24 protein-coding genes and 2 tRNA genes are annotated in these 25,425 nt (G+C 72.5%); 16 read left to right on the top strand and 10 right to left on the bottom strand.

Translation table 11 applies throughout. The features are described from left to right. Nucleotides 1–39: 39 nt before the first annotated feature. Nucleotides 40–564, bottom strand: coding sequence for an NUDIX hydrolase (locus OHA81_RS20890; protein ID WP_329198102.1), 525 nt, complete (start codon nt 562–564; stop codon nt 40–42). Then, nucleotides 561–2,036, bottom strand: a complete 1,476-nt coding sequence (locus tag OHA81_RS20895; protein WP_329198104.1) for a zinc-dependent metalloprotease — start codon at nt 2,034–2,036, stop codon at nt 561–563. The genes OHA81_RS20890 and OHA81_RS20895 overlap by 4 nt, the downstream gene beginning before the upstream one ends. 270 nt (nt 2,037–2,306) lie before the next feature. On the opposite strand from OHA81_RS20895, the gene OHA81_RS20900 reads away from it, so the two are divergent. From OHA81_RS20900 to OHA81_RS20915, 4 genes are all read left to right on the top strand, one after another. Continuing rightward, nucleotides 2,307–3,407 carry an SDR family oxidoreductase gene (locus tag OHA81_RS20900; RefSeq protein WP_329202437.1) on the top strand — a complete coding sequence of 367 codons (1,101 nt, stop codon included), beginning with the start codon at nt 2,307–2,309 and terminating at the stop codon, nt 3,405–3,407. 295 nt (nt 3,408–3,702) lie between these two features. Next, entirely contained in the window at nt 3,703–4,164 is a 462-nt protein-coding gene (locus OHA81_RS20905; protein WP_329198106.1) for a molybdenum cofactor biosynthesis protein MoaE, read from the top strand. Between the two features lie 146 nt (nt 4,165–4,310). Continuing rightward, nucleotides 4,311–4,544, top strand: coding sequence for a hypothetical protein (locus OHA81_RS20910; RefSeq protein WP_329198108.1), 234 nt, complete (start codon nt 4,311–4,313; stop codon nt 4,542–4,544). A gap of 107 nt (nt 4,545–4,651) precedes the next feature. Further along, the gene (locus OHA81_RS20915; protein ID WP_329198110.1) at nt 4,652–5,740 is read left to right on the top strand and encodes a YlbL family protein; all 1,089 of its coding nucleotides are present in this window, start codon (nt 4,652–4,654) and stop codon (nt 5,738–5,740) included. A gap of 29 nt (nt 5,741–5,769) precedes the next feature. Here OHA81_RS20915 and OHA81_RS20920 read toward each other — a convergent pair whose 3' ends face one another. Next, complete coding sequence (locus OHA81_RS20920; RefSeq protein ID WP_329198112.1) at nt 5,770–6,336, bottom strand: PPA1309 family protein; 567 nt, start codon at nt 6,334–6,336, stop codon at nt 5,770–5,772. A 131-nt stretch (nt 6,337–6,467) separates the two neighbouring features. Between OHA81_RS20920 and OHA81_RS20925 the strand changes: the two genes are divergently transcribed. From OHA81_RS20925 to OHA81_RS20940, 4 genes are all read left to right on the top strand, one after another. After that, nucleotides 6,468–9,353 (top strand): UPF0182 family membrane protein, encoded by a 2,886-nt coding sequence (locus OHA81_RS20925; protein WP_329202438.1) that lies wholly within the window; start codon nt 6,468–6,470, stop codon nt 9,351–9,353. A 52-nt stretch (nt 9,354–9,405) separates the two neighbouring features. Then, nucleotides 9,406–9,479: transfer RNA gene (locus OHA81_RS20930), tRNA-Met, on the top strand. 214 nt (nt 9,480–9,693) lie between these two features. Then, nucleotides 9,694–11,541 (top strand): tetratricopeptide repeat protein, encoded by a 1,848-nt coding sequence (locus tag OHA81_RS20935; protein ID WP_443056601.1) that lies wholly within the window; start codon nt 9,694–9,696, stop codon nt 11,539–11,541. 133 nt (nt 11,542–11,674) lie between these two features. Beyond that, nucleotides 11,675–11,748, top strand: a tRNA-Met gene (locus tag OHA81_RS20940). A 142-nt stretch (nt 11,749–11,890) separates the two neighbouring features. Here OHA81_RS20940 and OHA81_RS20945 read toward each other — a convergent pair. After that, nucleotides 11,891–12,307, bottom strand: coding sequence for a Fur family transcriptional regulator (locus OHA81_RS20945; RefSeq protein WP_329198116.1), 417 nt, complete (start codon nt 12,305–12,307; stop codon nt 11,891–11,893). Nucleotides 12,308–12,439: 132 nt separating this feature from the next. Here OHA81_RS20945 and OHA81_RS20950 point away from each other — a divergent pair, with 132 nt between their 5' ends. Beyond that, entirely contained in the window at nt 12,440–13,909 is a 1,470-nt protein-coding gene (locus tag OHA81_RS20950) for a catalase (protein WP_329198117.1), read from the top strand. Nucleotides 13,910–13,996: 87 nt separating this feature from the next. Here the strand turns inward: OHA81_RS20950 and OHA81_RS20955 are convergent, their stop codons facing one another. Together OHA81_RS20955 and hisN are read right to left on the bottom strand one after the other, a co-directional pair. Continuing rightward, nucleotides 13,997–14,392, bottom strand: a complete 396-nt coding sequence (locus tag OHA81_RS20955; protein ID WP_190183333.1) for a CBS domain-containing protein — start codon at nt 14,390–14,392, stop codon at nt 13,997–13,999. Nucleotides 14,393–14,583: 191 nt separating this feature from the next. Beyond that, nucleotides 14,584–15,387 (bottom strand): histidinol-phosphatase, encoded by an 804-nt coding sequence (hisN, locus tag OHA81_RS20960; RefSeq protein ID WP_329198119.1) that lies wholly within the window; start codon nt 15,385–15,387, stop codon nt 14,584–14,586. A 136-nt stretch (nt 15,388–15,523) separates the two neighbouring features. On the opposite strand from hisN, the gene OHA81_RS20965 reads away from it, so the two are divergent. After that, entirely contained in the window at nt 15,524–16,105 is a 582-nt protein-coding gene (locus OHA81_RS20965; RefSeq protein ID WP_329198121.1) for a TetR/AcrR family transcriptional regulator, read from the top strand. Here the strand turns inward: OHA81_RS20965 and OHA81_RS20970 are convergent. From OHA81_RS20970 to OHA81_RS20985, 4 genes are all read right to left on the bottom strand, one after another. Continuing rightward, nucleotides 16,059–16,382, bottom strand: coding sequence for a DMT family transporter (locus OHA81_RS20970; RefSeq protein ID WP_190183336.1), 324 nt, complete (start codon nt 16,380–16,382; stop codon nt 16,059–16,061). The genes OHA81_RS20965 and OHA81_RS20970 overlap by 47 nt on opposite strands. A 152-nt stretch (nt 16,383–16,534) precedes the next feature. Continuing rightward, a complete protein-coding gene (gene rsgA / locus OHA81_RS20975; protein ID WP_329198124.1) occupies nt 16,535–17,545 on the bottom strand; it encodes a ribosome small subunit-dependent GTPase A in 1,011 nt (336 codons plus the stop codon). Nucleotides 17,546–17,553: 8 nt separating this feature from the next. Then, entirely contained in the window at nt 17,554–18,906 is a 1,353-nt protein-coding gene (aroA, locus tag OHA81_RS20980) for a 3-phosphoshikimate 1-carboxyvinyltransferase (protein WP_329198125.1), read from the bottom strand. Between the two features lie 87 nt (nt 18,907–18,993). After that, complete coding sequence (locus OHA81_RS20985) at nt 18,994–19,707, bottom strand: M50 family metallopeptidase (protein WP_329198127.1); 714 nt, start codon at nt 19,705–19,707, stop codon at nt 18,994–18,996. Nucleotides 19,708–19,760: 53 nt separating this feature from the next. Here OHA81_RS20985 and OHA81_RS20990 point away from each other — a divergent pair, with 53 nt between their 5' ends. From OHA81_RS20990 to OHA81_RS21015, 6 genes are all read left to right on the top strand, one after another. After that, nucleotides 19,761–20,576 carry an SOS response-associated peptidase gene (locus OHA81_RS20990; protein WP_329198129.1) on the top strand — a complete coding sequence of 272 codons (816 nt, stop codon included), beginning with the start codon at nt 19,761–19,763 and terminating at the stop codon, nt 20,574–20,576. Nucleotides 20,577–20,608: 32 nt separating this feature from the next. Further along, a complete protein-coding gene (locus OHA81_RS20995; RefSeq protein ID WP_329198130.1) occupies nt 20,609–21,265 on the top strand; it encodes an alpha/beta hydrolase family protein in 657 nt (218 codons plus the stop codon). Between the two features lie 333 nt (nt 21,266–21,598). After that, complete coding sequence (locus OHA81_RS21000; RefSeq protein WP_443056783.1) at nt 21,599–22,243, top strand: sigma-70 family RNA polymerase sigma factor; 645 nt, start codon at nt 21,599–21,601, stop codon at nt 22,241–22,243. Then, on the top strand, nt 22,240–22,542 hold the full coding sequence (gene rsrA / locus OHA81_RS21005) for a mycothiol system anti-sigma-R factor (RefSeq protein WP_329198135.1): 303 nt from the start codon (nt 22,240–22,242) through the stop codon (nt 22,540–22,542). Before OHA81_RS21000 ends, rsrA begins: the two co-directional genes overlap by 4 nt. A gap of 191 nt (nt 22,543–22,733) precedes the next feature. Further along, nucleotides 22,734–24,104 (top strand): HD-GYP domain-containing protein, encoded by a 1,371-nt coding sequence (locus OHA81_RS21010; RefSeq protein ID WP_329198138.1) that lies wholly within the window; start codon nt 22,734–22,736, stop codon nt 24,102–24,104. Continuing rightward, nucleotides 24,101–25,408 carry an HD-GYP domain-containing protein gene (locus OHA81_RS21015; protein WP_329198140.1) on the top strand — a complete coding sequence of 436 codons (1,308 nt, stop codon included), beginning with the start codon at nt 24,101–24,103 and terminating at the stop codon, nt 25,406–25,408. Before OHA81_RS21010 ends, OHA81_RS21015 begins: the two co-directional genes overlap by 4 nt. Nucleotides 25,409–25,425: the final 17 nt, after the last annotated feature.

Raw genomic sequence — 25,425 nt, forward strand, 5'->3', positions numbered from 1 at the left:
TCCCGCAGGACCGCCCCTTCCTGCACGCGCGTCACATCGTCACAGGCGCGCCCGCGTGGCCTCCACCAGCCGCACCACCGAGGCGTCGGCCACCGCCGCCACCTGGTCGTACGGGAACCAGCGCAGGTCCAGCGACTCCTCGCTGATCGCCGCCACCGCGTCGGCCGGGGCCAGCGCCGCGTACTGCACGTCCAGGTGCCAGTTGCACGGCTCCGGGATCGGGTGCCGGTCCAGTCGTACGGGTCCGCCCGCCAGCAGCGTCAGCCCCGCCGGGATCCCCGACTCCTCGCGCGCCTCGCGCAGCGCCGCATCCGCGAGGGTCGCGTCGCCCGGCTCGCAGTGGCCGCCCATCTGCAGCCACATGCCGAGCTTCTTGTGCAGGGTCAGCAGCACCCGCCCGCGCGCCGGGTCGATCACCAGCGCGCTGCCGGTGAGGTGCCCGGCCCGGCAGGGCTTGTAGACCCCGTCGGGATGCGCCGCGAGGTGCTCCAGGTACAGGTCGCGCAGCTCGGGCTGGTCCTCGTACCCCTTGAGGACGAGGACCGCGTCGTCGTAGAGGCTCACTTCTTCTCTTCGCCCTCGCCGTCGGAGCGGTCAGAGCCGTCGGAGCCGTCGGTTTCGCCCCGCGCACCCTGGTCACCCGGGGCGCCCTGCCCGCGCTTCTCGGCGGCCTCGCCGAGCATCTTGTCGATCTCGGAGAAGTCCAGCTGCTCCCGGTGCACGAACCCGTCCGGGTCGTCCAGGTCGGAGGCGGTGGGCAGCATGTCCGGGTGCTCCCAGAGCCCGTCGCGGCCGTCCATCCCGCGGGCGTCGGTGAGCGAGGCCCACAGCCGCGAGGCGTCGCGCAGCCGCCGCGGGCGCAGCTCCAGCCCGATCAGCGTCGCGAAGGTCTGCTCCGCGGGGCCGCCCGAGGCGCGCCGCCGGCGCATCGTCTCGCGCATGGCGTCCGCCGAGGCCAGCCGGGGCTTGGCCGCCTCGTGCACCACTGTGTCGACCCAGCCCTCGACCAGCGCGAGCGCCGTCTCCAGCCGGGCCAGCGCCGCCTTCTGCTCCGGGGTGTCCTGCGGCTGGAACATGCCGCCCTGGAGGGCCTCCTGGAGCTGCTCCGGGTTCGACGGGTCGATCTGGCCGACCACGTCCTCCAGCTTCGAGGTGTCGACCTTGATCCCGCGGGCGTAGCCCTCGACCGCGCCGAACAGGTGCGAGCGCAGCCACGGCACGTGCGCGAAGAGACGGGCGTGCGCCGCCTCGCGCAGCGCCAAGTACAGCCGCACCTCATCGGAGGGGACGCCCAGGTCCTTGCCGAAGCTCTGGATGTTCAGGGGGAGCAGCGCGGCCTTGCCGGCCGGACCCAGCGGCAGACCGATGTCGGTCGAGCCGACGACCTCGCCCGCGAGCACGCCCACGGCCTGGCCGATCTGCTGGCCGAACATCGCCCCGCCCATGGAGCGCATCATGCCCAGCAGCGGACCCGCCATCGCCTGCATCTCCTCGGGCAGCACGCTGCCCATGGCGACGCCGACGCGCTCGGCGACCGGGTCGACGAGCTCCTTCCACACGGGAAGGGTGGCCTCGACCCACTCGGCCCGGCTCCACGCCACGGCGGTCGTGGCGCCCGAGGGCAGCGAGGTGGCCCCGTCCAGCCAGTGGTCGGCCAGGCGCACGGCCTCCTCGACGGCCGACTTCTCGGCGATGCCGACGCTGGCGTCCTTGACGCCGTCCGCCGTGCCCTGGGCGACGGTCTGGCGGGCGATGTCCTTGGCCATGTCCCAGTTCACGGGACCGCCCTCGTAGCTCAGCATCTGGCCGAGCTGCTGGAAGGCCGCACCGAGGTCGTTCGGGTTCATGGCACCGAACATCGCGGCGAACGGGTTGTCCGCGCCGCCGCCGGGGGTCCCGGCGCCGCCCGGCAGGCCCGTGCCGAACCCGAACGGATTCGGGCCGCCTCGACCGCCCTCGTTGCCCTTCTTCTTGCCCTCGTCGCCGTTCTCCGGCTCCTCCGGCGGAAGGCCGAATCCGAATGGGGTGTCGCTCACGGGTTTCCTCGGCTCGTAGGGCCGTCGGCGGGTGCCGACGGGCGATGGTCCGACAACACCACCCAGCGTAGACACCCGGCCCGCTTCCGGGCTCGGTGCTCCGTCGGGTCCTGGGCTGCGGCAGGATGGACATCACCTGGTGGGTACGCGTCACGGCGCGTCCCCACTGAAGACAACCGCTGGAGACGCCCGGTGAGTTCCCGAGATCCGTACGCTTTGGACAAAGACAGCTCGCACGAGCCCGACCCCGCGGCGCCCGCCGAGGACGACGTGGAGCCCGGTGAAAGCGGCGTTCGCCCGCCGCGAAACCCGGCGGTCCGCGGGCCCGTGATCGCGGTGACCGGCGCCGCGTCGGGGGTCGGCGCGGCGCTGGTGGGCCGCCTCGCCGCATCTGACGAGGTCAAGCAAGTCGTGGCGATCGACGAGCGGCGCGGCGAGTGCGCGGCGGCGACCTGGCACGTCCTGGACGTCCGGGACCCCGCGATCGCCGAGAAGCTCCGGGGCGCCGACGTGGTCGTCCACCTCGCCCTGGACCTGGACCTGGAGACGGACCCGGCGGCCCGCACGGCGTACAACGTGCGCGGCACCCAGACCGTGCTGACCGCCGCGGCGGCGGCCGGGGTGCACCGCGTCGTGCTCTGCACCTCCGCGATGGTCTACGGGGCGCTGCCCGACAACGACATCCCGCTCGCGGAGGACTCCGAGCTGCGGGCCACCGCCGAGGCCACCGGCGTCGGCGACCTGCTGGAGATCGAGCGCCTGGGCCGGCGCGCCCCCCGCGCGCACCCCGGGCTCAACGTCACCGTGGTGCGCCCCGCGGTGCTGGTCGGCGGTACCGACACCGCCCTGACCCGGTACTTCGAGTCGCCCCGGCTGCTGGTCGTCGCGGGATCCCGGCCCACCTGGCAGTTCTGTCACGTCGAGGACCTGGTCAGCGCCCTGGAGTACGCCGCCCTGGAGAAGGTCGACGGGGAGCTGGCCGTCGGCTGCGAGGGCTGGCTGGAGCAGGAGGAGGTCGAGCAGCTGAGCGGCATCCGCCGCATGGAGCTCCCCTCCGCCGTCGCCCTGGGGGCCGCGGCCCGGCTGCACCGGATCGGCCTGACCCCGTCCCCGGCGGGCGACCTCGCCTACACGATGCACCCGTGGGTGGTCAGCGTGAGCGCGCTGCACGCCGCGGGGTGGCGGCCGCGCTGGACCAACGAGGAGGTGCTCGCCGAGCTGCTCCAGGAGGTCGCGGGCCGCCACACGGTCGCGGGCCGCCGCCTGGGCCGCAAGGACGCCGCCACGGCCGCCGGTGCGGCGGGCGCGACGGTCGCCCTGCTGGGCGCCGCCGCCGCGGTGCGCCGGGCCCGCAAGCGCCGCGGTATCTGAGCCGGCCGGGCGCCCCGGGCCCGCGAGCGCCGCGGTATCTGAGCCGGCCGGGCGCCCCGGGCCCGCGAGCGCCGCGGTATCCGAGCGGGCCGGCCGGCCCCGCACCGCGGCCCGCCCCGGCGCTCCGGCGTCCCGGCGCTCCGGCGTCCCGGCGTTCCGGTGTCCCCGGGCCCGGACGGCCACCTCGCCGGGCGGCCGCCACCACGGCTTCCTGTAGGAGGCTCCCAAGGCGGCCGCCGAGGGCCGGGTGAATCGGCTATTTCGCCGAGGCCCCCGCTAGGGCACGATGGGCTGTATGGCACCGCACTTCGACCACCCCGGCGAGCAGGCCGCCCAGGATCCGATCCGGCTGCTCGCGATCCGCGAGACCCCGCTCTCGATCGACGAGGTCTTCGAGGCGGTCGGCGACGACGCGACGGGCGGCACGACCCTCTTCGTCGGTACGGTGCGCAACCACGACGGCGGCGCCGACGTCGACTCCCTCGGCTACTCCTGCCACCCCACGGCCGAGGCCGAGATGCGCCGGATCGCCGAGCACGTCGTGGAGAAGTACCCGGTCCGTGCCCTCGCCGCCGTGCACCGCGTCGGCGACCTGTCGGTGGGCGACCTGGCGGTGGTCGTGGCCGTGTCCTGCCCGCACCGCGGGGAGGCCTTCGAGGCCTGCCGGATGCTGATCGACGACCTCAAGCACGAGGTCCCCATCTGGAAGCACCAGACCTTCGCCGACGGCACGGAGGAGTGGGTCGGGGCCTGCTGAACCCCCGGCTCCGGTACAGCCCCCGTAAGGGGGTAGCCTCACACCCGTTCGGCCGCGCAACACGCCCTCGATTTGCGTAACCCCTTTCCGGGCACGAGCGTTGAAGCCACCAACGACACGTACTTTCGGGGCAGGGAGGCACGTCCATGGCGTCACTGGCGTGGTTGCTGATTCCGCTGTTCGCCGCCATCGGAGCGGCGATATGGGGGAGCTGGGCGGCGCGCGACCGCACGACCGGCGACATATCCGAGCTCACCGGCTACGCACGTTTCCGTGAGGCCATGGACCAGGTCGAGCAGACCCGTCCCGCAACGATCCGCACCACCACGAGCGGCACCGAAAAGAGGGAGAAGGCGCACTCCGGTTCCGACGCCGTCTGACGCGTCCCGCGAGGTCCGCCTGAGAATCCCCTGAGAAGTCCGCGGACGAACCACGTACGGACCGGCCCCACGGGCAGCCCGTCCAAGGCGTCCCGTACTGTCGGTCCATGCCACGCCGCACTGCGACGATGCTCGCTTCCACCCTCATGCTGTTCGCACTGCTCTGCGCAGGGGTTTTCCTCAAGGTCCCGTACTCCGAGATGAGCCCCGGCCCCACCGTGAACACGCTCGGCGAATCGCACGGCGAGCCCGTCCTGAACATCTCGGGGCACAAGACCTACCCCACCACCGGGCACCTCAACATGACGACGGTCCGCGTCACCGGGGCGGACTACGACATGAACCTGCTGGAAGCGGTGTACGGCTGGCTGGCCGGGGACAACATCGTCGTGCCGCACGAGAACCTCTATCCGGACGGCAAGACGGACAAGCAGTCCACGCAGGAGAACGCCGAGGAGTTCAGCCAGTCGCAGGAGAGCGCGAAGGTGGCGGCCCTCAAGCAGCTGGGCATCGAGGTCCCGGTCCGTGTCGTCGTCTCCACCGTGGTCAAGGGCAGCCCCTCCGAGGGCAAGCTGCACGCCGGTGACGTGATCAAGTCCGTGGACGGCGCCCCGGTGACGGAACCGGGCGACGTGGCCAAGCTCGTGACCAAGCACAAGCCCGGGGAGCCGGTCGAGTTCACCATCGTTCCCGCCGCCGACGCGGCCGAGGCCGAGAAGGCGGGCCGCGAGCCCGCCACCACGGCCAAGGTCACGATCGTCGCCGGGAAGGCGCAGGACGACGGTCACGCCATCGTCGGCATCCGCGCCGGCGTCGACCACACCTTCCCGTTCCCCATCGACATCAAGCTCGCCGACGTCGGCGGCCCCAGCGCCGGCCTGATGTTCGCGCTCGGCATCGTCGACAAGCTCACCCCCGCCGACCTGACCGGCGGGAAGTTCATCGCGGGCACCGGCACCATCGACGACGCGGGCAAGGTGGGCCCGATCGGCGGCATCCAGATGAAGACCATCGGGGCCCGCAAGGCGGGCGCCCGGTACTTCCTCACGCCCGCCGAGAACTGCGCCTCCGCCGCCGCGCACGTCCCCGACGGCCTGACCCTGGTCAAGGTCTCCACCATCGGCGACGCCGAACAGGCACTGGAGAAGATCGGCAAGGGGGACACGGCCGGGCTGCCCGGCTGCACCACGCACTGACCGGCCCCCAGGCCCCCCGGCCCGCGCGGCTACGCGAAGGTCGCCGCCAGCGCCTCCGCCAGCCCGGGCACCAGCCCCTCGCCGGTGAGTACCTCGCTCGACGAGTCCTTCTCCCGCAGCCGGACCGCCGACTCGCGCGACCCGTCCCGCAGCACCGCCACCGTGAGGCGGACCTCCTGCCGCTCGGGGTGCGAGGCGACCCACTTCGCGAGCTGCTTGTCGCTCAGCCCCTCCGGTACGGAGGCCTCCGCGGACGGCGGCAGCATCAGCCGCTCCACGGTCAGCGCGCAGCCCACGACCGCGTCGGGCCAGGCGATGGTGCCCAGGAACTTGTCGAGCGGGGTGTCGGCGGGCACCTCCTCCTGCTCGATCGGGGTCAGGGAGGACTTGCCGGTGTCGTCCTGGTCGAGACCGAGCTGGCCGGCCAGCCGGGGCTCCTGCCTGCGCAGGCGGGCGGTGTCGACGAGGGCGAACAGCCGGGCCGGCCGGTCCCAGCCGAGGCCGGCCGCGTACTCGTCGATTTCGAGGCAGGCGCGGGTCAGCGGGCCGGCCGCCATGGGAGTGCCGGAAGGCGAAAGGTTGGACATGGACAACATCCTGCCTCCTTCGGACCGGATAGCGGGAACTGACCAAAGCCTCAGTAAGTTGCATGAGTGGGCTCTACGATCGGGGGCCCGTCGATGACCAGCCCCAGCGACTTTCAGAGGTGCGCACCTTGGCTTTCCAGATGCCGGACCGCGGCGCAGGCCCCTCCGGGCCACGGATGAGAGTCGGCCGCCCCTCCCGGCGTGCCCGCACTCTTCTGATGACTCTGGGCGTTCTGGCCGTGCTGGCCATGGCGTTCATCATGTTCGCGGGCTTTTGGACCGACTGGCTCTGGTTCCGCTCCGTCGCCTTCTCCAGTGTGTTCACCACCACCCTGTGGACCAAGACCGGCCTCTTCGCGGTGTTCGGACTGCTGATGGCGGGAGCCGTCGGGTTCAACATCTGGCTGGCGCACCGGCTGAGGCCGCCGCTCAGCGCGATGTCGATGGAGCAGCAGAGCCTCGACCGCTACCGGATGAGCGTCGCGCCGTACAAGAAGTGGCTGCTCCTGGGCATCGCCGCGATCGTCGGGCTGATCGCGGGGGCGTCCGCGGCCGGCCAGTGGAAGACCTGGCTGATGTATGTGAACGGGGTGCCCTTCGGGCAGAAGGACCCCCAGTTCGGTCTGGACGTGTCCTTCTACACCTTCGACCTGCCCTGGTACCGCTTCCTGCTGGGCTTCGGGTTCGCGGCGGTCGTGCTGTCGGTGATCGCCGCCGTCGTCGTTCACTACCTGTACGGCGGCCTGCGCGTGACCAGCCCCGGCGCCCGGGCCACCGCCGCCGCCACGGGCCACCTGTCGGTGCTGCTCGGGCTGTTCGTGACCTTCAAGGCGATCGCGTACTGGCTCGACCGGTACGGCCTCGCGGTGAAGTCCAGTGACTTCAAGGCCGCCGACAACTGGACCGGCCTGCGGTACGTCGACGCCAACGCCTACCTCCCGGCCAAGACGATCCTCGTCGCCATCGCCGCGATCTGCGCCCTGCTGTTCTTCGCCACGCTGTGGCGCCGGACCTGGCAGCTGCCGGTCATCGGCTTCGGCCTGATGGTCCTCTCGGCGATCCTCATCGGCGGGCTGTACCCGGCGATCGTGCAGAAGTTCCAGGTCCAGCCGAACGAGCAGGCCAAGGAGTCGCCGTACGTCGAGAAGAACATCGAGGCGACGCGGAACGCGTACGGCATCGCCAACGCCGAGGTGAAGGACTACCCGGGAACCGGGTCCAACACGGACCAGGCGAAGCTGCGGGCCAACGCGGACACCACGGCGAGCATCCGCCTGCTCGACCCGAACATCGTCTCGCCGGCCTTCCAGCAGCTCCAGCAGGTCAAGGGCTACTACGGCTTCCCCGCGACGCTCGCCGTCGACCGCTACAAGGGCCAGGACACCGTCATCGGCCTGCGCGAGCTGAACCTCGCGGGCATCCCGAAGAACAACTGGATCAACGACCACTTCCGGTACACGCACGGCTACGGCGTGGTCGCCGCCAAGGGCACCGAGGTCACCAAGAACGGCGACCCGGTCTTCATCCAGTCCGACCTGCCCTCCAAGGGAGAGTTCGGTACCGGGAACGCCTTCAAGCAGCAGATCTACTACGGCGAGCAGACGAAGCAGTACTCGATCGTCGGCGGTCCGCAGAAGGAGCTCGACTACTCCGACGACAAGGGCGAGAAGGAGACGAGCTACACCGGCAAGAGCGGTGTCAGCCTCGACAACCCGGTCAACCGGGCCGCCTACGCCCTCGCGTTCAGCGAACCGCAGATCCTGTACTCCGGCGCCATCGGCGACGGTTCGCGGATCCTGTACAACCGCACGCCCAAGGAGCGCGTCGAGGCCGTGGCCCCCTGGCTGACCATCGACGGCGCGGCCTACCCGGCCGTGGTCGACGGCCGCATCCAGTGGATCGTGGACGCCTACACGACGACGAACGGCTACCCGTACGCCTCGCGCACCACGCTCGGCGACTCCACGGCGGACTCGCTCACCAACAGCCAGCGCGCCGTCGTCGCTCAGGAGAACCGGGTCAACTACATCCGGAACTCGGTGAAGGCCACCGTCGACGCCTACGACGGAACGATCAAGTTGTACCAGTGGGACACCCAGGACCCGGTCCTCAAGACCTGGATGAAGGCGTTCCCCGGCACCGTCAAGGCCAAGAGCGAGATCCCCAAGGCGCTCATCGACCACATGCGCTATCCGCAGGACCTCTACAAGGTGCAGCGCGAACTGCTCACCCGCTACCACGTCACCGACGCCCAGACGTTCCTCAGCGGCTCGGAGGTCTGGGCCGTTCCGGACGACCCGACCACCAAGACGGGCAGCGCGGTGCCGCCGTACTACCTGTCGATGAAGATGCCGGGACAGAAGGACCAGGCGTTCTCGCTGACGACGACGTTCACGCCGAACGGCCGGGACAACCTGAGCGCCTTCATGGCGGTCAACGCCGATCCGGGCACCCCGGACTACGGCAAGATCCGCATCCTGAAACTGCCGACCAGTACCCCGGTCGACGGACCCAAGCAGGTCCAGAGCAAGTTCAACTCCAAGCCGGAGATCGCCCAGGAGATCAACATCCTGAGCCGGGGCGACTCCCAGGTGGAGTACGGAAACCTGCTGACGGTGCCGCTGGACGACGGCGTGCTGAACGTGGAGCCGGTGTACGTCAAGGGCGGCGGCCTCAAGTACCCGACGCTGCGCAAGGTGCTGGTGACGTACGGCGGCCAGACGGCCTTCGAGGACACGCTGGAGAAGGCGCTGAACGTGGTGTTCGGGGCGGAGGCGCCGAGCGCGCCGACGACGCCGACCACCCCCACGACCCCGCCGGGCGAGGGCACCACCACGCCGGGTACGCAGGACCCGACGGTCAAGGCGGCCCTGTCCGATGCGCAGAAGGCCATCGAGGCGGCGGAGAAGGCACGCCAGGCGGGCGACTGGACGGCATTCGGCAAGGCGCAGGACGACATCAAGGCGGCGCTCCAGCGTGCGGTCGAAGCCGAGGCGAAGCTGACGGCCCCCAAGCCGAGCAGCTGATGATCACCGGGTAATGGCCCGGCCCCGCGTCGTGATACTGTGGTTTCACCGACGCGGGGTGGAGCAGCTCGGTAGCTCGCTGGGCTCATAACCCAGAGGTCGCAGGTTCAAATCCTGTCCCCGCTACTGAAAACGAAGGCCCGGATCCATGGGATCCGGGCCTTCGTCGTGTCCGGGGGGACCGACCCGGCAGCACACGGGGTCACTGGGGCGGGTGAGTTGGGGTGGGAGCGTGTTTGACTTGTCTCTCTGTGGGCATGTCGACAAAACGCTGTAGTGACCTCACTGGCTGCGACATACCAGGTGTACGCGGGTAGCAGGTGATGCGACGATGGGATTTATGGGGGACAGGTCAACTCTGCTGGAGACAGGGCGGTTTGTGAGGTCGGGGGTCGAGTCGGGCAGGGAAGCCGAAAAGGGGGCTCAGACCGTTAACGCGCAGACCGCATTGACCGATGCGGATTTCGCGGACGAAGCGTTCGTCGAAGCCGACGTGGCCAGTGACGCGGAGCTGGAGGCCCGGCACCGCGTGGCCGCCGACAAGGGGGACCCGGGCGCCATGAGCGTGCTCGGGGCGTTGCTGCTGCGCCGGGGCGACCTGGCCGGGGCCGAGCCGTACCTGCGGGGGGCCACCGCCGAGGGGGACCGCGCCGCCGCCAACAACCTCGGGGTGCTGCTGCACCAGCGCGGCTACCCCGACGAGGCGGCCGGCTGGTGGCGGGTCGCCGCCGTCGCCGGTTCCGCGCCCGCCGCGCACGCCCTGGGCCGGCACTACCGCGAGCGCGGCGACGAACCCGCGGCCGAGTACTGGATGCGCCAGGCGGCGGAGTCCGGTCACGCCCTGGGTGCCTACGGGCTGGCCGACCTGCTGGAACACCGGGGGGACAAGGGTGTCGAGCGGTGGTTCCGCGCCGCGGCCGAACAGGGGCACCGCGAAGCCGCGTACCGGCTGGCCCGGCACCTGAGGAAGGGCGACCCCGTCGAGGCCGAGCAGTGGTACCGGCAGGCCGCCGCGCGCGGGCACCGCCGCGCCGCGCTGCACCTGGGCGCGCTGCTGGAGGCCCGCGGGGAGCTCAAGGAGGCGGGGCGCTGGTACCTGACCTCGGCGAAGCAGGGGGAGGCGCGGGCCGCGTGCGCCCTCGGCTTCCTGCTGCGCGACGCCGGGGACGAGGAGAGCGCGGCCACCTGGTGGCGGCGGGCCGCCGAGGACGGCGACGGCAACGCGGCCAACGCCCTGGGCGCCCTGCACGCGGCGCGGGGCGAGACCCAGACGGCCGAGAAGTGGTACCGGGTCGCCACGGACGCGGGCGACCACAACGGGGCGTACAACCTCGCCCTGCTGTGCGCCGCGCAGGAGCGGACGGCGCAGGCCGAGCAGTGGTACCGCCGGGCGGCCTACGCGGGCCACCGCGAGGCGGCCAACGCCCTGGCGATCCTCCTGCTCCAGGGCGGGGACGCGGAAGGGGCCGAGCCGTGGTTCTCCAAGGCGGCCGAGGCGGGCAGCGTGGACGCCGCCTTCAACCTCGGGATCCTGTTCGCCAGCCGGGACGAGGACCGCACGGCGCTCAAGTGGTACGAGCGGGCCGCGTCGGCGGGCCACACCGACGCGGCGCTCCAGGTCGGCATCGCCTTGGTGCGGGACGGCGAGGAGCGGGCGGCGGAACGGCACCTGCGCTGCGCGGCGGGCGGCGGCAGCGCGGAGGCGGCGTTCAGGCTGGCCGCGCTGCTGGAGTCGCTGGCCCCGCCGCCGGAGCCGGTGGCGCTGGGCGAGCCGGTCGGCGGGGCGGCGCGGACCGAGAGCGAGGAGTGGTACGAGCGCGCGGCCGAGCAGGGCCACCGGCGTGCCCAGGTCAGGGTCGGGATGCTGGCGGCGGCGCGGGGTGACCTGGCGGCGGCCGCGCGGTGGTACCGGGAGGCGGCGGAGGCCGGCTCGCGCAACGGGGCGTTCAACCTGGGGCTCCTGCTGGCCCGGGAGGGGAACGAACCGGAGGCGGCGCTGTGGTGGACGCGGGCGGCGGTGGCCGGCCACGGGCGGGCGGCGCTGCGGCTGGCACTGCTGGCGGCGCGGCAGGGGGACCTCAACGAGGGGCAGAAGTGGTGCGTGCGGGCCATGGAGCTGGGGCCGGCAGAGGTCTCCGAGCGGGCGGGGCGGCTGCGGGACGCGCTGGCGGAGGAGCTCTCGGCGTAGCCCTGGCGAGGGTGCGCGGGGGTTTCGGCGGGGGCGTGCGGGGGCGCCGCAGGTGCCCCCGCGGGGCCGAGCCGGTCGATCGTTAAGCGATTTGCATCTGCCGGGGTGCGTCACGTAAAGTCGTGTTTACCGACGCGGGGTGGAGCAGCTCGGTAGCTCGCTGGGCTCATAACCCAGAGGTCGCAGGTTCAAATCCTGTCCCCGCTACTGAAACCGAAGGCCCGGATCCCATGGATCCGGGCCTTCGGTCATTTCGCGACCGGAAACGGAAGCGAAGCGAATACGGAAGCGAAGCGGAAAGCGGAAGGGCCCGGAACCGACTGGTTCCGGGTCCTTCTTCCGTGTACGGCTACGCGCCCGCGCAGTTCGGGCACACACCCCGGTACGTCACCTCGACCGCCGAGACCACGAAGCCGAACCGCTCCGCATCCGGCAGGTCGGCCAGCGGGTCCCCCGAGGGGTGGACGTCGCGGATCGCGCCGCACTGGGCGCACACCAGGTGCTGGTGCGCGCGGTGGGCGTTCGGGTCGTACCGCTTGGCGCGGCGGTCCGTGGACACCTCCAGCACCTCGCCGAGGCTGACCAGCTCGCCCAGGGTGTTGTACACCGTTGCCCGGGAGATCTCCGGCAGCTTGGCCACCGCGCGCGCGTGCACCTCGTCGGCCGTCAGGTGAACGTGGTCACCGTCGAGCACCTCGGCCACGACGCGCCGCTGTGCGGTCATGCGCCATCCGCGTCCGCGAAGTCGTTCCAGCAGGTCACTCATGAGTCCAAGCCTAACAGTGCGGCTGATTCGGTGTAACTCCCGAACCCGTGCGGAGTTAGATGACTGCTTGACTTAGACAATGTCCATTGTAGGATCGAGTACGGCTGACCACGAGGACAGGACACGCAGGAAATGACGCAGGAGGCGCACGTGACGCAGGGACCGCTCACCACGGAGGCCGGAGCCCCGGTCGCCGACAACCAGAACAGTGAGACCGCCGGCGTCGGTGGCCCCGTACTCGTCCAGGACCAGCTGCTGCTGGAGAAGCTCGCCCACTTCAACCGCGAGCGCATCCCGGAGCGCGTCGTGCACGCCCGCGGCGCCGGTGCGTACGGCACCTTCACCGTCACCCGTGACGTCTCGCAGTGGACCCGGGCGAAGTTCCTGTCCGAGGTCGGCAAGCAGACCGAGACGTTCCTGCGCTTCTCCACCGTCGCCGACAGCCTCGGCGGCGCCGACGCCCGCCGGGACCCGCGCGGCTGGGCGTTGAAGTTCTACACCGAAGAGGGCAACTACGACCTCGTCGGCAACAACACCCCCGTCTTCTTCATCCGCGACGCGATCAAGTTCCCCGACTTCATCCACACGCAGAAGCGCGACCCGTACACCGGCTCGCAGGAAGCCGACAACGTGTGGGACTTCTGGGGTCTGAGCCCCGAGTCCACCCACCAGGTGACCTGGCTCTTCGGCGACCGCGGCATCCCGTCCTCCTACCGCCACATGGACGGCTTCGGCTCGCACACCTTCCAGTGGAACAACGAGGCCGGCGAGGTCTTCTGGGTCAAGTACCACTTCAAGACCGACCAGGGGATCAAGAACCTCACCCAGGCCGAGGCCAACCGGCTCGCCGGCGAGGACCCCGACTCGCACCAGCGCGACCTGCGCGAGGCCATCGAACGCGGCGACTTCCCGAGCTGGACCGTGCAGGTCCAGATCATGCCGGCGGCCGAGGCGGCCGAGTACCGCTTCAACCCGTTCGACCTCACCAAGGTGTGGCCGCACGCGGACTACCCGCCGATCGAGATCGGCAAGCTGGAGCTCAACCGCAACCCGGAGAACATCTTCGCCGAGGTCGAGCAGAGCATCTTCAGCCCGGCCCACTTCGTCCCCGGCATCGGTCCGTCCCCGGACAAGATGCTCCAGGGCCGCCTCTTCGCGTACGGCGACGCCCACCGCTACCGCGTCGGCATCAACGCCGACCACCTGCCGGTGAACCGTCCGCACGCCACCGAGGCGCGCACCCACTCCCGCGACGGCGCCCTGTACGACGGCCGCCACAAGGGTGCGAAGAACTACGAGCCGAACAGCTTCGGCGGCCCCTTCCAGACGGACCGTCCGCTGTGGCAGCCCGTCCCGCTGACCGGTGGCACGGGCAACCACGCCACCCCGGTCCACCGCGAGGACAACGACTTCGTCCAGGCGGGCAACCTCTACCGCCTGATGTCGGAGGACGAGAAGGGCCGTCTGATCGAGAACCTCTCCGGCTTCCTCGCCAAGGTCTCCCGTGACGACATAGTCGACCGCGCGGTCAACAACTTCCGCCAGGCGGACGGTGACTTCGGCAAGCGGCTGGACGCCGCGGTCCAGGCCCTGCGCGGCTGACGGACGCTTGCCGTAGCGAGACGACGGGCCGGTACTCCTCGGAGCGCCGGCCCGTCGCCGTACCTGCCACGGGGAGCCGCTGCGCCGCTACGCCAGTACGGCGCTGCGCCGCGCCGGTGCCCAGCAGCGGATGACGTCGCGCACCGAGACGATGCCCACCGGGCCGCCGTCCTCCAGCACGATCAGGTGGCGGAAGCCGCCGTGCGCCATGGCCTCGGCGGCTTCCTGGACCGTCGCGTCCGGGGTGCAGAAGACGACGTTGTTGGTGGTGTGCGCGCCCACCGACTCCCGGTCGGGGTCGTGGCCGGCGCCGAGGGAGTTGAGGATGTCGCGCTCGGTCAGGATGCCGATGCCGCTGTGGTCGGGATCGAGGACGACGGCCGCGCCGACGCGCCGGCCGGACATCAGGCAGGCCGCCTGTCGCAGGGTGTGGGCGGGTCCGAGGGTGAGGATCACGGTGCTCATGGCGTCGCGGACGAGCATGAAGAGAGCCACCTCCTGGGTGAGCCCCCGCCCGGGTGGGTGCGCCGGTCGAGGGGCCCGCCTCAAGAGAAGGGCTTCACAAACGCACAAGCGGGGGAGTCCCAGATTCCCACGCGTACGCAGGGTCATCAAGAGGGGCGCGCCCGGCAACACCCGCCCGGCCGAGCGCACCGACGGCGCGTCAGCGCGCCTCAGGGGCGCGGACGCAGGCGCGTCAGCATCTCCTCGTGCAGCAGGCCGTTGGAGGCGGCCGCGTTGCCGCCGTGCACGCCGTCGACCCCGTCGAGGCTGGTGAAACGGCCGCCCGCCTCTTCTACGACGACCGCGATCGCGGCCATGTCCCACAGGTTCAGCTCCGGCTCGGCGCACAGGTCGAGCGAGCCCTCGGCGACCATCATGTACGGCCAGAAGTCGCCGTAGCCCCGGGTGCGCCAGCACGCGCGGGTCAGGTCCAGGAAGCCGGGCAGCCGGCCCTGCTCCTCCCAGCCCGTCAGCGAGGAGTACGCGAACGACGCGTCGCCCAGGGCCCTGACCTTCGAGACGCCGATCGCGGTGGCCTCACCGAGCGCGCCGCCCGCAAAGGCGCCGCCGCCCTTCGCCGCCCACCAGCGACGGCCCAGCGCCGGGGCGGAGACCACCCCGACCACCGGGCGGAACACCCCGTCCGCGCCCTCGGCCATCAGCGAGATCAGCGTCGCCCACACGGGGACGCCCCGGACGTAGTTCTTCGTACCGTCGATCGGGTCCACGACCCAGCGGCGCGGGCCCTCGCCCTTGAGCCCGTACTCCTCGCCCAGGATGGCGTCGTCGGGCCGCGCGGCCAGGATCCCGGCCCGGATGATCTCCTCGGCGGCCTTGTCGGCCTCGCTCACCGGGGTCATGTCCGGCTTCGTCTCCACCTGGAGGTCCAGGGCGCGGAAACGCTGCGTGGTGGCGGCGTCGGCGGCGTCGGCGAGTTCGAGGGCGAGGCGGAGGTCATCGTCATACTCGGGCATGGCCGAACAGTATCGAGACCGCGGCCGACCGGCGAACGCCGTCCACGGTGCGGCCGGTGGGCGCCCTTGACAGGACCTGGCGCCCCGTCAACTCTGACGGGAGGACGACCGGGGGAGGGGAGCGGGGGAGGCGACGATGGCGGCGGCGCGGGAGTCCTTGCTGGAAGCGGCGGGTGCGGCGCTGGGGGCGCGCGCCTGGCCCGCCGTGCGGATGGTCGAGGTGGCGGCGGCCGCCGGGGTGTCCCGGCAGACCCTGTACAACGAGTTCGGCGGGAAGGCGGGCCTGGGGCGCGCCCTGGTGCGCCGGGAGGCCGACTGGTACCTCACGGGCGTGGACCGCGCCCTGGAGGCGTCGCCGGACACCGCCGAAGGGCTGGCGGCGATCGCCGAGTGGACCGTGCGGGCGGCCCGCGCGCGTCCCGTCGTACGGGCCCTGCTGACGGGGTCGTGGAACGGCAGCCTGCCCGCTCCGCCCGTGCGGGGCGCCCGGCCGGGCCTGCCCGCGCTCGGGCCCGGGGAGCTGGTGCGCGCCGTCCGGGACCGGGCTGCCGCCGCGCTCCCGGCGGAGCCGGCGCAGCGGTGCGAGCTGGTCGTACGGCTGGCGCTGTCCTACGTGGTCGCCCCGTCCGGCCCCGGCGAGGAGCCGGCGGCGGCCGGGCTGCTCGGGCTGGTCAGTGCGCCGAACCGGACAGCTGGAGCCCGATCACGCCGAGGATGACCAGCGAGATCGAGACGAGTTTCAGCGTGGAGACCAGGTCGCCGAGGAAGACCATGCCGTAGATGGCGGTGCCGGCGGCCCCGATGCCGGTCCACACCGCATACGCGGGGCCCACGTCGAGCTTCTTGAGCGCGAGGGTCAGCAGGCCGAAGCTGCCGAGCGCGAAGGAGGCGAAGGCGATCGTGGGCCACAGCCGGGTGAACCCGTGGGAGAGCTTGAGGCACACCGCGAAACCGGTCTCCAGGATCCCGGCGACCACGACCAGCAGCCACGCCATGGCATGTGCCTCCCCGCGTCCCGCGTCACGTGACGTCGTGTCACCTGGTGCGATTATGCATTTTTCCCGACACGATCTTCGGCAAACACGAGCGTCCCGCCGGGCCGGCGGGCCACCCGCACGGTCGCCCGCACGGTCGGCCGCCCGCGCGGTCAGTCGCCCTCGCGGCGCTCCCGCGTCTCCAGCAGCCGCCGCAGCGAGTACAGCCGCGCCGGGTCCGCGTGACCGTCCTGTACCCATTGGTCGAGCGCGCAGTCCGGCTCGTCGTGGCTGCACGCGCGCGGGCACTCCTCCGTGCCGCCGACCAGGTCCGGGAAGGCCAGGATCACCCGCGACGGGTCGACGTGGTGCAGGCCGAAGGAGCGCACGCCGGGGGTGTCGATGACCCAGCCGTCCCCGCCGGGCAGCGGCAGCGCGAGTGCGGAGGTGGTGGTGTGCCGGCCCCGGCCGGTGACGGCGTTGACGTGTCCGGTCGCGCGCTGGCGGCCCGCCGCGACGAGGGAGTTGACCAGGGTCGTCTTGCCGACGCCCGAGTGGCCGACGAAGGCGGTGATCCGGCCGTTCAGCCGCTCGCGCACCCGCTCGGCCGCGTCGCCGGCCGCCAGCTCCTCGCGGTTGGTGACGACGTAGTTCACGCCGAGCGTCGAATAGATCTCCAGGATCTTGTCCGCGGAGGTCAGGTCCGACTTGGTGAGCACCAGCAGCGGCTCCAGGCCGGCGTCGTACGCGGCCACCAGACAGCGGTCGATCATCCGGGGCCGCGGCTCCGGGTCGGCCAGCGCCGTCACGATGGCCAGCTGGTCGGCGTTGGCGACGACCACCCGCTCGTACGGGTCGTCGTCGTCCGCGGTACGCCGCAGGACGGACTTGCGCTCCTCGATCCGCACGATCCGGGCGAGGGTGTCCTTCTTGCCGGTCAGGTCGCCGACGATCCAGACCCGGTCACCGACCACCGCCGCCTTGCGGCCCAGTTCGCGGGCCTTCATCGCGTGCACCGTGCGGTCGCCGACCAGGCAGGTCAGCCGGCCCCGGTCGACGGTCAGGACGAAGCCCTCGGCCGCGTCCTCGTGCTTGGGGCGGATGTTCGTACGCGGCCGGTTGCCCTTGGGGTTGGGGCGCGAGCGGATGTCGTCTTCGTCGGTGTGCTTGCCGTACCTGCGCATGACGGGCCCTACGCTCCCGCGCCCCGCGACGGAAGGCCGAGCATCCCGGCCCACATCGAGGGGAAGTCCGGCAGGGTCTTCGCGGTCGTCGCCACGTTCTCGATCAGTACGCCCTCCACCGCCAGGCCGATCACCGCGCCGGCCGTCGCCATCCGGTGGTCGTCGTACGTGTGGAACACGCCGCCGTGCAGCGGGCGCGGGCGGATGCGCAGCCCGTCCTCGGTCTCGGTGACGTCGCCGCCCAGGCCGTTGATCTCGGCGGTGAGCGCCGCCAGCCGGTCCGTCTCGTGCAGTCGCAGGTGGCGCACGCCCCGCAGCACGGACTCGGAGTCCGCCAGCGCCGCGACCGCCGCGATGCCCGGCGTCAGCTCGCCGACCTCGCCCAGGTCCACGTCGATGCCGTGGATCTTGCCGCTGCCGGTGAAGACCAGGCCCGCGTCGGTCAGCTCGCAGGAGCCGCCCATCTCCGTGAAGATCCGGCGCAGCGCGTCCCCGGGCTGGGTGGTGCGGCGCGGCCAGTCCGGGATGGTCACCGTGCCGCCGGTGATCAGGGCCGCCGCCATGAAGGGCTGCGCGTTGGAGAGGTCCGGCTCCACGACCAGGTCGCGGCCCAGGAGTGCGCCGGGGGTGACCCGCCACACGTTCTTCTCGCCGCCCGCCTCGGGGGTGTCGACCTGGGCGCCCGCCGCGCGCAGCATCTCGACCGTCATCCGGATGTGCGGCATGGAGGGCAGGTTGTCACCGGTGTGGCGGACCTCCACGCCCTGGTTGAAGCGCGGCGCGGACAGCAGCAGCGCCGAGACGAACTGCGAGGAGTTGGAGGCGTCGATCTCGACGGTGCCGCCCTCGAGCGCCCCGCCGCCCTGCACGGTCAGGGGCAGCGCGCCCCGGCCGTCGTCGTCGATCCGGGCGCCGAGGACGCGCAGGGCGTTGATGACCTCGCCCAGCGGGCGCTCGTAGGAGCGCGGGTCGCCGTCGAAGCGGATGTCGCCGGAGGCGAGCGTGGCGACGGGCGGCAGGAAGCGCATGACCGTGCCCGCGTTGCCGACGTCGACGGTGGCCGGGCCGTGCAGGGCCGCCGGGATGACCCGCCAGGCCTCCCCGCCGGCGCCCTCGCCCGCGGAGCTGGAGGAGACGGTCTCCTCGATGCCGACGCCCATGGCGCGCAGCGCGTCCGACATCAGCTGGGAGTCGCGCGAGCGCAGCGGGCGGCGCACCCAGCCCGGCTCGGAGGCCAGCGCGGCGAGCACGAGGGCCCGGTTGGTGACCGACTTGGAGCCCGGCACGGTGACGGTGGCGTGGACGGCGCCGTCCGCGAGCGGGGCGGGCCAGAGGGCGTGGGGCGCGGGGGTCTCGGTCATGGCCTCCACTTTAGTGGCTTCGCCCAAGCCCGGATCGTGGCCGGGGCCCGTTCGGGGACCTGCCGGGCGGGCGCCACCGGCGCCGTCTCAGAGGCCGAGAAGCCAGCGTGCCCCGCCGGTCAGCGCGCACAGCGCGACGGCGTGGAAGAACAGCAGCCATACCACCGGGTGGACGTGGGTGAGCCGCCCCAGCTGGTCCGCGTCGGAGTCCGGGGCGCCGCCGTGGCGGCGTTTGACCTGGAGCTCGAACACCGGCCGGACCCCGCCCAGCAGGAGGAACCACACCACCCCGTACGCGAACACCGCCTGCACCTGGGCCGGCGTCAGCCAGGACACCAGGACGAAGACCGCGCCGGTCAGCACCACCGTCAGCAGCCCGTACGCGTTCCGGATCATCACCAGCATCGCGAGCAGCAGCGCGGTCGCCGCCCACAGCAGCAGGGTGATCCGGTGCGCCGACAGCAGGGCGGCCCCGCCGAGGCCGAGCAGCGAGGGCGCCGTGTACCCGGCGGCGGCGGTCAGCACCATCCCGAGCCCGCTGGGCTTGCCCCGGCTCACGGTGACGCCGCTGGTGTCGGAGTGCAGCCGGATCCCGTCGAGCCGGCGCCCGGTCAGCAGCGCCAGCAGTCCGTGGCCGCCCTCGTGCGCGATGGTGATCGCGTTCCGCGACAGCCGCCACACGGGCCGGGGTGCCACGGCGGCCAGCGCCGCGAGTCCCGTCGCGACCACCAGCCACCACGCGGGCTCGGTCTGTATACCGCTCAGCCGGTCCCACAGACCGGCCGTCATCGTGCTGTCCATGGAGTGGCGGACTCCTTGCGGTAGGGGGAGAGGGCCATGGCAGTGTGTCAGCCATGTGCGGAAGGTATGCAGCGAGCCGGGCGCCCGAGGAACTGGCGCGGATCTTCGGCGTCGAGCGGTGGGAGCCGACGGAGTCCCTGGCCCCCGACTTCAACGTGGCGCCGACGAAAGAGGTCCACGTGGTCCTCGACCGTCCTGTGAAGGACGCGCCGAGCCCGCGACCGGTTCGCCAACTGCGGGTGCTGAGGTGGGGGCTCGTGCCCTCCTGGGCGAGCGGCCCCGAGGGCGCGGCCCGGATGATCAACGCCAGGGCCGAGACGGTCGCCGAGAAGCCCTCCTTCCGCCGCCCCTTCGCGCAGCGCCGCTGCATCATCCCGGCCGACGGCTACTTCGAGTGGGTCACCGCCCACGACGAGCGGCAGCTGGAGGTCGAGGGGAAGAAGAAGCGGGCGCGCAAGCAGCCGTACTTCGTGCTCCCCGCCGACGGCGCCCCGTTCGCCATGGCCGGCATATACGAGTTCTGGCGCGACCGGACACTGCCCGACGAGCACCCGAACGCCTGGTGGGCCACCTGTTCGGTGATCACCACCGAGGCCGAGACCGCTCCGCTGGCCGTGGCGCCCGAGGACGGCCCGCGCTCGCTCGCCGACATCCACCCCCGGATGCCGCTGATGCTGACCCCCGACAAGTGGGACCCCTGGCTGGACCCGGCCCGCAGCGACGTGGACGAACTCCGGGCGCTGCTGGCGCCGCCGCCGGGCGGGCTGATGCGCGCCTACCCGGTCTCCACCGCCGTGAGCAACGTACGCAACAACGGGCCGGAGCTGCTGACCGAGCTCGCCGCGCCGGAAGAGGCCACGCTGTTCTAGCCCGTGCTCCCCGCCCGGGCAGGATGGGCGCCATGACCACGCGTACCGAAAGCGTCGACACCCCGGCGGGCGAGGCCCGGATCACCTGGCGTCCCGCCACCGCCGGCGCGGCCCGGCTCGTACTCGCCGTCAGCCACGGCGCGGGGGGCGGGATCGAGGCCCGCGACCTCCAGGCGCTGGCCGCCTCCCTGCCCGGCCAGGGGGTCACCGTCGCACTGGTCGAGCAGCCCTGGCGGGTCGCCGGGAAGAAGGTCGCCGCCGCGCCCAAGGTCCTGGACGAGGGCTGGCGCGCCCTGTGGCCCGCCCTGCTGGCGCCGGGGCTGCCCGTCGTCGCGGGCGGGCGCAGCGCCGGTGCCCGCGTGGCCTGCCGGACCGCCGACGAGCTGGACGCGGCCGGGGTGCTGGCCCTGGCGTTCCCGCTGCACCCGCCGGGCCGGCCCGAGAAGTCCCGGGCCGACGAGCTGCTGGGCGCGGGGCGGCCCACCCTGGTGGTCCAAGGCGGCCGGGACCCCTTCGGACACCCCGGGGAGTTCCCGCCGCCCGGCCCGGACACCCCGTACGAACTGGTCCCCGTCCCGCACGGCGACCACGGCTTCGCAGTGCCGAAACGGGCCGGCGTGACCCAGGAGGAGGCGCTGACGGTGATCACCGGGGCGGTCGCCGGATGGCTCGGCCGGCTCCCCGTCTGAGACCGATCTGACGGATTCCCGGGTGATCCCGCTCACTCCGCCCCCGCCGGCCGCCCGGGGCGGCCCCGCGGGCCCGAAACCCTTGTCCCGCCCGGGAATGCGGCGCCCGGACCTGTCGTTAACCGGGTGTCGGTACGTACGGGAACTTCGTCTGAGGAGAGGGAGCGCATGACCCAGGTCATCAGCCAGAACCGTCGGCAGGCCGCTGACCTGGACTGGACGGTGCTGCCCGCGCCCAAGCGCGGAACGCTTCAAGCGGCGGAGGGTCGGGAAGGTCGACTATTCTCCGATTCGAGCGGATCCGCTTTCGGAGTCGCCACGCTGTCGGAGGAGGTGGGTCCTGTCGCTGGGACCGACGAAGGCCACGCGCAGGAGACGACCCCGGAGCGCAACGCGCGCTTCGAGCGGGACGCCCTCGGCTACCTCGACCAGATGTACTCCGCCGCGCTGCGCATGACGCGCAACCCGGCCGACGCCGAGGACCTGGTCCAGGAGACGTACGCGAAGGCGTACGCGTCCTTCCACCAGTTCCGCGAGGGCACCAACCTCAAGGCGTGGCTGTACCGCATCCTGACCAACACGTTCATCAACTCCTACCGCAAGAAGCAGCGCGAGCCCCAGCGCAGTGCGGCGGAGGAGATCGAGGACTGGCAGCTGGCGCGCGCCGAGTCGCACATGTCGACCGGGCTGCGCTCCGCCGAATCGCAGGCGCTCGACCACCTGCCCGATTCGGACGTGAAGGAAGCGCTCCAGGCCATTCCGGAGGAATTCCGCATCGCGGTCTATCTTGCCGACGTAGAGGGCTTTGCGTACAAGGAGATCGCGGACATCATGGGTACACCCATCGGTACGGTCATGTCCCGGCTGCACCGTGGCCGCCGTCAACTCCGCGGAATGCTGGAGGACTACGCCCGCGAGCGCGGGCTCGTCCCGGCCGGAGCGGGAGAGTCGAACGACCTGAAAGGCTCGGGCTCATGAGCTGCGGAGAGCCGCACGAGACGGAGTGCGCCGAGGTCCTGGACCACCTTTACGAGTTCCTGGACCACGAGATGCCCGACAGCGACTGCACGAAGTTCGAGACCCACTTCGGCGAGTGCAATCCCTGTCTTGAGAAGTACGGTCTGGAGCAGGCCGTCAAGAAGCTGGTCAAGCGGTGCTGCGGGTCGGACGACGTACCGAGCGACCTGCGCTCGAAGGTGATGGGACGGATCGAACTGATCCGTTCGGGACAGGCCGTCCCGGACACCGACGTCACCGCGGATCCGTCCTCCGGCTGAGCGGCGGCGACCCGAACGGCGTGAACCGCCCCCGGAAGCAGCCTTCGTTCACTCGAAGGCGCTAATCCGGGGGCGTCCGTATGCCCCGATACGCGAATGCGGCCCGCTGTGCCGCGGCCCCCACTTATCCTCCCCTTCCGGTACCGGTCGGTTTCGGTGCCGGCCCGGCCCGTGCAGGGGAGGAGGGTGCCGTGCGGACACTTCCGCCGGGGGCGCGCGCCCTCATCCTGTGCGCCGTGCTCGCCGCCTGCGCGTGCGCAGCCCCCGCGCTCACCGGTTCCGCTACGCCGTGGGCCGCCGTCGCCCTGCTGTGCGTCCTGGGCGTCGGCTGCGAACTCACCGGGAGCCGGCGGCTGCCCGGCAGCCGGGAGCCCGAGGGGATGGGCGCCTTCTTCCCCGTCGTGCCGGCCGCCGTGTTCCTGCTGCCGCCGGCGGCAGCCGCGCTCGTGGCGCTGCCCGCCGGATTCGCCGCTGCCGTGGTGCAGCGGCCCGTGGCGGTGCGCCGGACCTGGCACGCCGCCCAGCAGGCGAACGCCGCCTGGGCGGCCGGGCAGGTCTACCGGCTGCTGGACGGGCCGGCCAGCCTCGGCGGCGCCGCGCCCGGCGCCGCGTACCGGGTGGCGGATTTCCCGTACGCCCTGCTCCCCGCGGGGGCCGCCGCGGTCGTCTTCTGCCTGGTGCTCACCGCCCTCGACGCCGGCATCCTGGCCACCGCCGAACGCCGCCCCGCGGCCACCGCCTGGCGCGGACTGCCCGGCCGGTCCCTCGCCCCGTACTGCGTCCACGGCCTGGCCGGGCTGATGACGGCCGTGATGTGGCGCAGCCCCTACGGGCTGCCGGCCGCCCTGCTGGTGCTGCTGCCGATGTACGTCTCCTCCCGGGTCTTCGCCCAGTACACCCGCGAGCGCACCGCCCACCAGGCCACGATCCGGGCGCTGGTCCAGGCCGTCGACATCAAGGACCGCTACACGCGCGGGCACAGTGAGCGCGTCGGACAGGCCTCCGCGATGATCGCCCGCGAGCTGGGCATGCCGGACGAGCGGATGGAGGTCGTCCGGATCGCCGGGATCCTGCACGACGTCGGCAAGCTCGGCGTCCCCACCCGGCTGCTGCGCAAGAACGGGCCGCTGACCCCCGAGGAACGGCGGGTCATCGAGCTGCACCCCGAGTACGGGCACGAGATGGTGCGCGGCATCGGTTTCCTGGGGGAGGCCCGGTCCGCGATCCTGCACCACCACGAGCGCGTCGACGGCTCCGGGTACCCGTACGGGCTGGCCGGAGAGCAGATCCCGGAGCCGGCCCGGGTCGTGGCGGTGGCCGACGCCTTCGACGCGATGACCTCGACCCGCTCCTACAGCCGGGCCCGGCCGGTCCCCGTCGCCCTGGCCGAGCTGGAACGCTGCGCCGGGACGCATTTCGACCCCGCCATGGTGCGGGCCCTGGTCGACGCCATCGGGCGGCACGGCTGGCACCCGGTGGTGACCTCCGACGACGACGTGCAGGTGGCGGCCCCGCGCAGCGGTGCCCCCGCCCCCGCCCGGGGCCTCGGGGGCGGGGCGTGAGGGCCGGCGCCGCCGGGGCCGTCAGGGCGGCCGCCGCGCTGCTCGCCCTCGCGGCGCTCGGCCACACCCTGTGGAACGGGGTCGTGGAAGGCGCCACCGCCCTCGCGTTCGGCACCCTCATCGGCATCGGCGAGCTCGCGCGCAGCGACCACCGCGACGCGGCCGCCCCGGCCGGGGACCGCCCGCCGGACCGCCGACCGGACGGCGCGCAGGACCGCCTGCCCGCGCCGCTGGGCTCCGCGGGCGCCCTCGCCTACGCGCTGCTCGGCCGGACCGCCGGGCACCCCACCCACCACGGGGTGCTCCAGGTCGTCGCCGTCTTCGTCGCCGCGGCCCTCGTCGGGACCGTCCCGCACATCGCCCGGGGCCACGGGCCCGCCTTCGACCACGTGGCCCGGCGGGTACTGGCCGTCGCCTTCGCCGGAGCCTGCTTCCAGCCGCTCCACAACTCCGGCCGGCTGGAGGGGCGGGTCGGGCAGGGCCCGTACCTCGTGCTGTTCCTGGTGCTGCTGCTCGGCCTCACCGCCCTGTGCGACGCTGTGCTCGCCGCCGCGCTGGCGGGGGCCCGCACCGGCCGGCCCCACTGCAGCCTGCTCCGCGACGAGCTGCGCGCGCCGGCCGGGATCGGCTCCGCGGTCTGCGCGACCGGCCTGGTGATGGCGCTGGGGACGGCCGTGGCCGGGCTGTGGGCGCTGCCCGTGTTCAGCGTGCCGCTGCTGCTGACCCAGATGTCCTTCCACCGGATCACCGCCGTGCGCACCACCTACCGCCAGACCATCACCTCCCTCGCCCGCGCCACCGAGATCGCCGGCTGCACCCGCCCGGGGCACTCCCGCCGGGTGGCCGCCCTGAGCTGCGCCGTCGGGCGGGAGCTGGGGCTCTCGGAGCGGGAGCTCACGGTGCTGGAGTACGCCGCCCTGATGCACGACATCGGCCAGCTCTCCCTCGTCGACCCCGTCCCGGACGGGGCGACGGCCCCGCTGCCCGCCGCCGAGGCCCGCCGGATCGCGGGGCTCGGCGGGGAGGTGGCCCGGCAGACCGGGGTGCCGGCGGAGGTCGCCGTCGTGGTGGAGCGCCAGGCGGACCCCTACCGGGAGCAGCCCGTCGCCGCGCGGATCGTGCGCGCGGTCAACGCGTACGAGGACCTCTGCGGCGGGGGAGGTCACCCGGGCGGCTCACTGGCCGCCCTGGCACGGCTGCGCCTCGGTACCGGGCGCGACTTCCAGCCCGAGGTCGTGGAGTGCCTGGCAAGGGTTCTGGCCAGGGACGGACGGGCCGGAGTCGGGCCGCTCCCACCGGGGTAACCCATGGGTAATGAGCG

Source organism: Streptomyces sp. NBC_00667 (assembly GCF_036226825.1).
Classification (GTDB): Bacteria; Actinomycetota; Actinomycetes; order Streptomycetales; family Streptomycetaceae; genus Streptomyces.

Excerpts from the sequence above, each read along its gene's own strand:
- OHA81_RS20965 (WP_329198121.1), top strand. The coding sequence starts at position 15,524 with ATGGCGGCGGCGCGGGAGTCCTTGCTGGAAGCGGCGGGTGCGGCGCTG.
- OHA81_RS20920 (WP_329198112.1), bottom strand. The coding sequence starts at position 6,336 with ATGTTGTCCATGTCCAACCTTTCGCCTTCCGGCACTCCCATGGCGGCC.
- OHA81_RS20905 (WP_329198106.1), top strand. The coding sequence starts at position 3,703 with ATGGCACCGCACTTCGACCACCCCGGCGAGCAGGCCGCCCAGGATCCG.
- aroA (WP_329198125.1), bottom strand. The coding sequence starts at position 18,906 with ATGACCGAGACCCCCGCGCCCCACGCCCTCTGGCCCGCCCCGCTCGCG.
- OHA81_RS20935 (WP_443056601.1), top strand. The coding sequence starts at position 9,694 with ATGGGGGACAGGTCAACTCTGCTGGAGACAGGGCGGTTTGTGAGGTCG.
- OHA81_RS20950 (WP_329198117.1), top strand. The coding sequence starts at position 12,440 with ATGACGCAGGAGGCGCACGTGACGCAGGGACCGCTCACCACGGAGGCC.
- hisN (WP_329198119.1), bottom strand. The coding sequence starts at position 15,387 with ATGCCCGAGTATGACGATGACCTCCGCCTCGCCCTCGAACTCGCCGAC.
- OHA81_RS20955 (WP_190183333.1), bottom strand. The coding sequence starts at position 14,392 with ATGCTCGTCCGCGACGCCATGAGCACCGTGATCCTCACCCTCGGACCC.
- OHA81_RS20910 (WP_329198108.1), top strand. The coding sequence starts at position 4,311 with ATGGCGTCACTGGCGTGGTTGCTGATTCCGCTGTTCGCCGCCATCGGA.
- rsrA (WP_329198135.1), top strand. The coding sequence starts at position 22,240 with ATGAGCTGCGGAGAGCCGCACGAGACGGAGTGCGCCGAGGTCCTGGAC.
- OHA81_RS20970 (WP_190183336.1), bottom strand. The coding sequence starts at position 16,382 with ATGGCGTGGCTGCTGGTCGTGGTCGCCGGGATCCTGGAGACCGGTTTC.
- OHA81_RS20990 (WP_329198129.1), top strand. The coding sequence starts at position 19,761 with ATGTGCGGAAGGTATGCAGCGAGCCGGGCGCCCGAGGAACTGGCGCGG.
- OHA81_RS20925 (WP_329202438.1), top strand. The coding sequence starts at position 6,468 with ATGCCGGACCGCGGCGCAGGCCCCTCCGGGCCACGGATGAGAGTCGGC.
- OHA81_RS20915 (WP_329198110.1), top strand. The coding sequence starts at position 4,652 with ATGCCACGCCGCACTGCGACGATGCTCGCTTCCACCCTCATGCTGTTC.
- OHA81_RS20985 (WP_329198127.1), bottom strand. The coding sequence starts at position 19,707 with ATGGACAGCACGATGACGGCCGGTCTGTGGGACCGGCTGAGCGGTATA.
- OHA81_RS20995 (WP_329198130.1), top strand. The coding sequence starts at position 20,609 with ATGACCACGCGTACCGAAAGCGTCGACACCCCGGCGGGCGAGGCCCGG.
- rsgA (WP_329198124.1), bottom strand. The coding sequence starts at position 17,545 with ATGCGCAGGTACGGCAAGCACACCGACGAAGACGACATCCGCTCGCGC.
- OHA81_RS20945 (WP_329198116.1), bottom strand. The coding sequence starts at position 12,307 with ATGAGTGACCTGCTGGAACGACTTCGCGGACGCGGATGGCGCATGACC.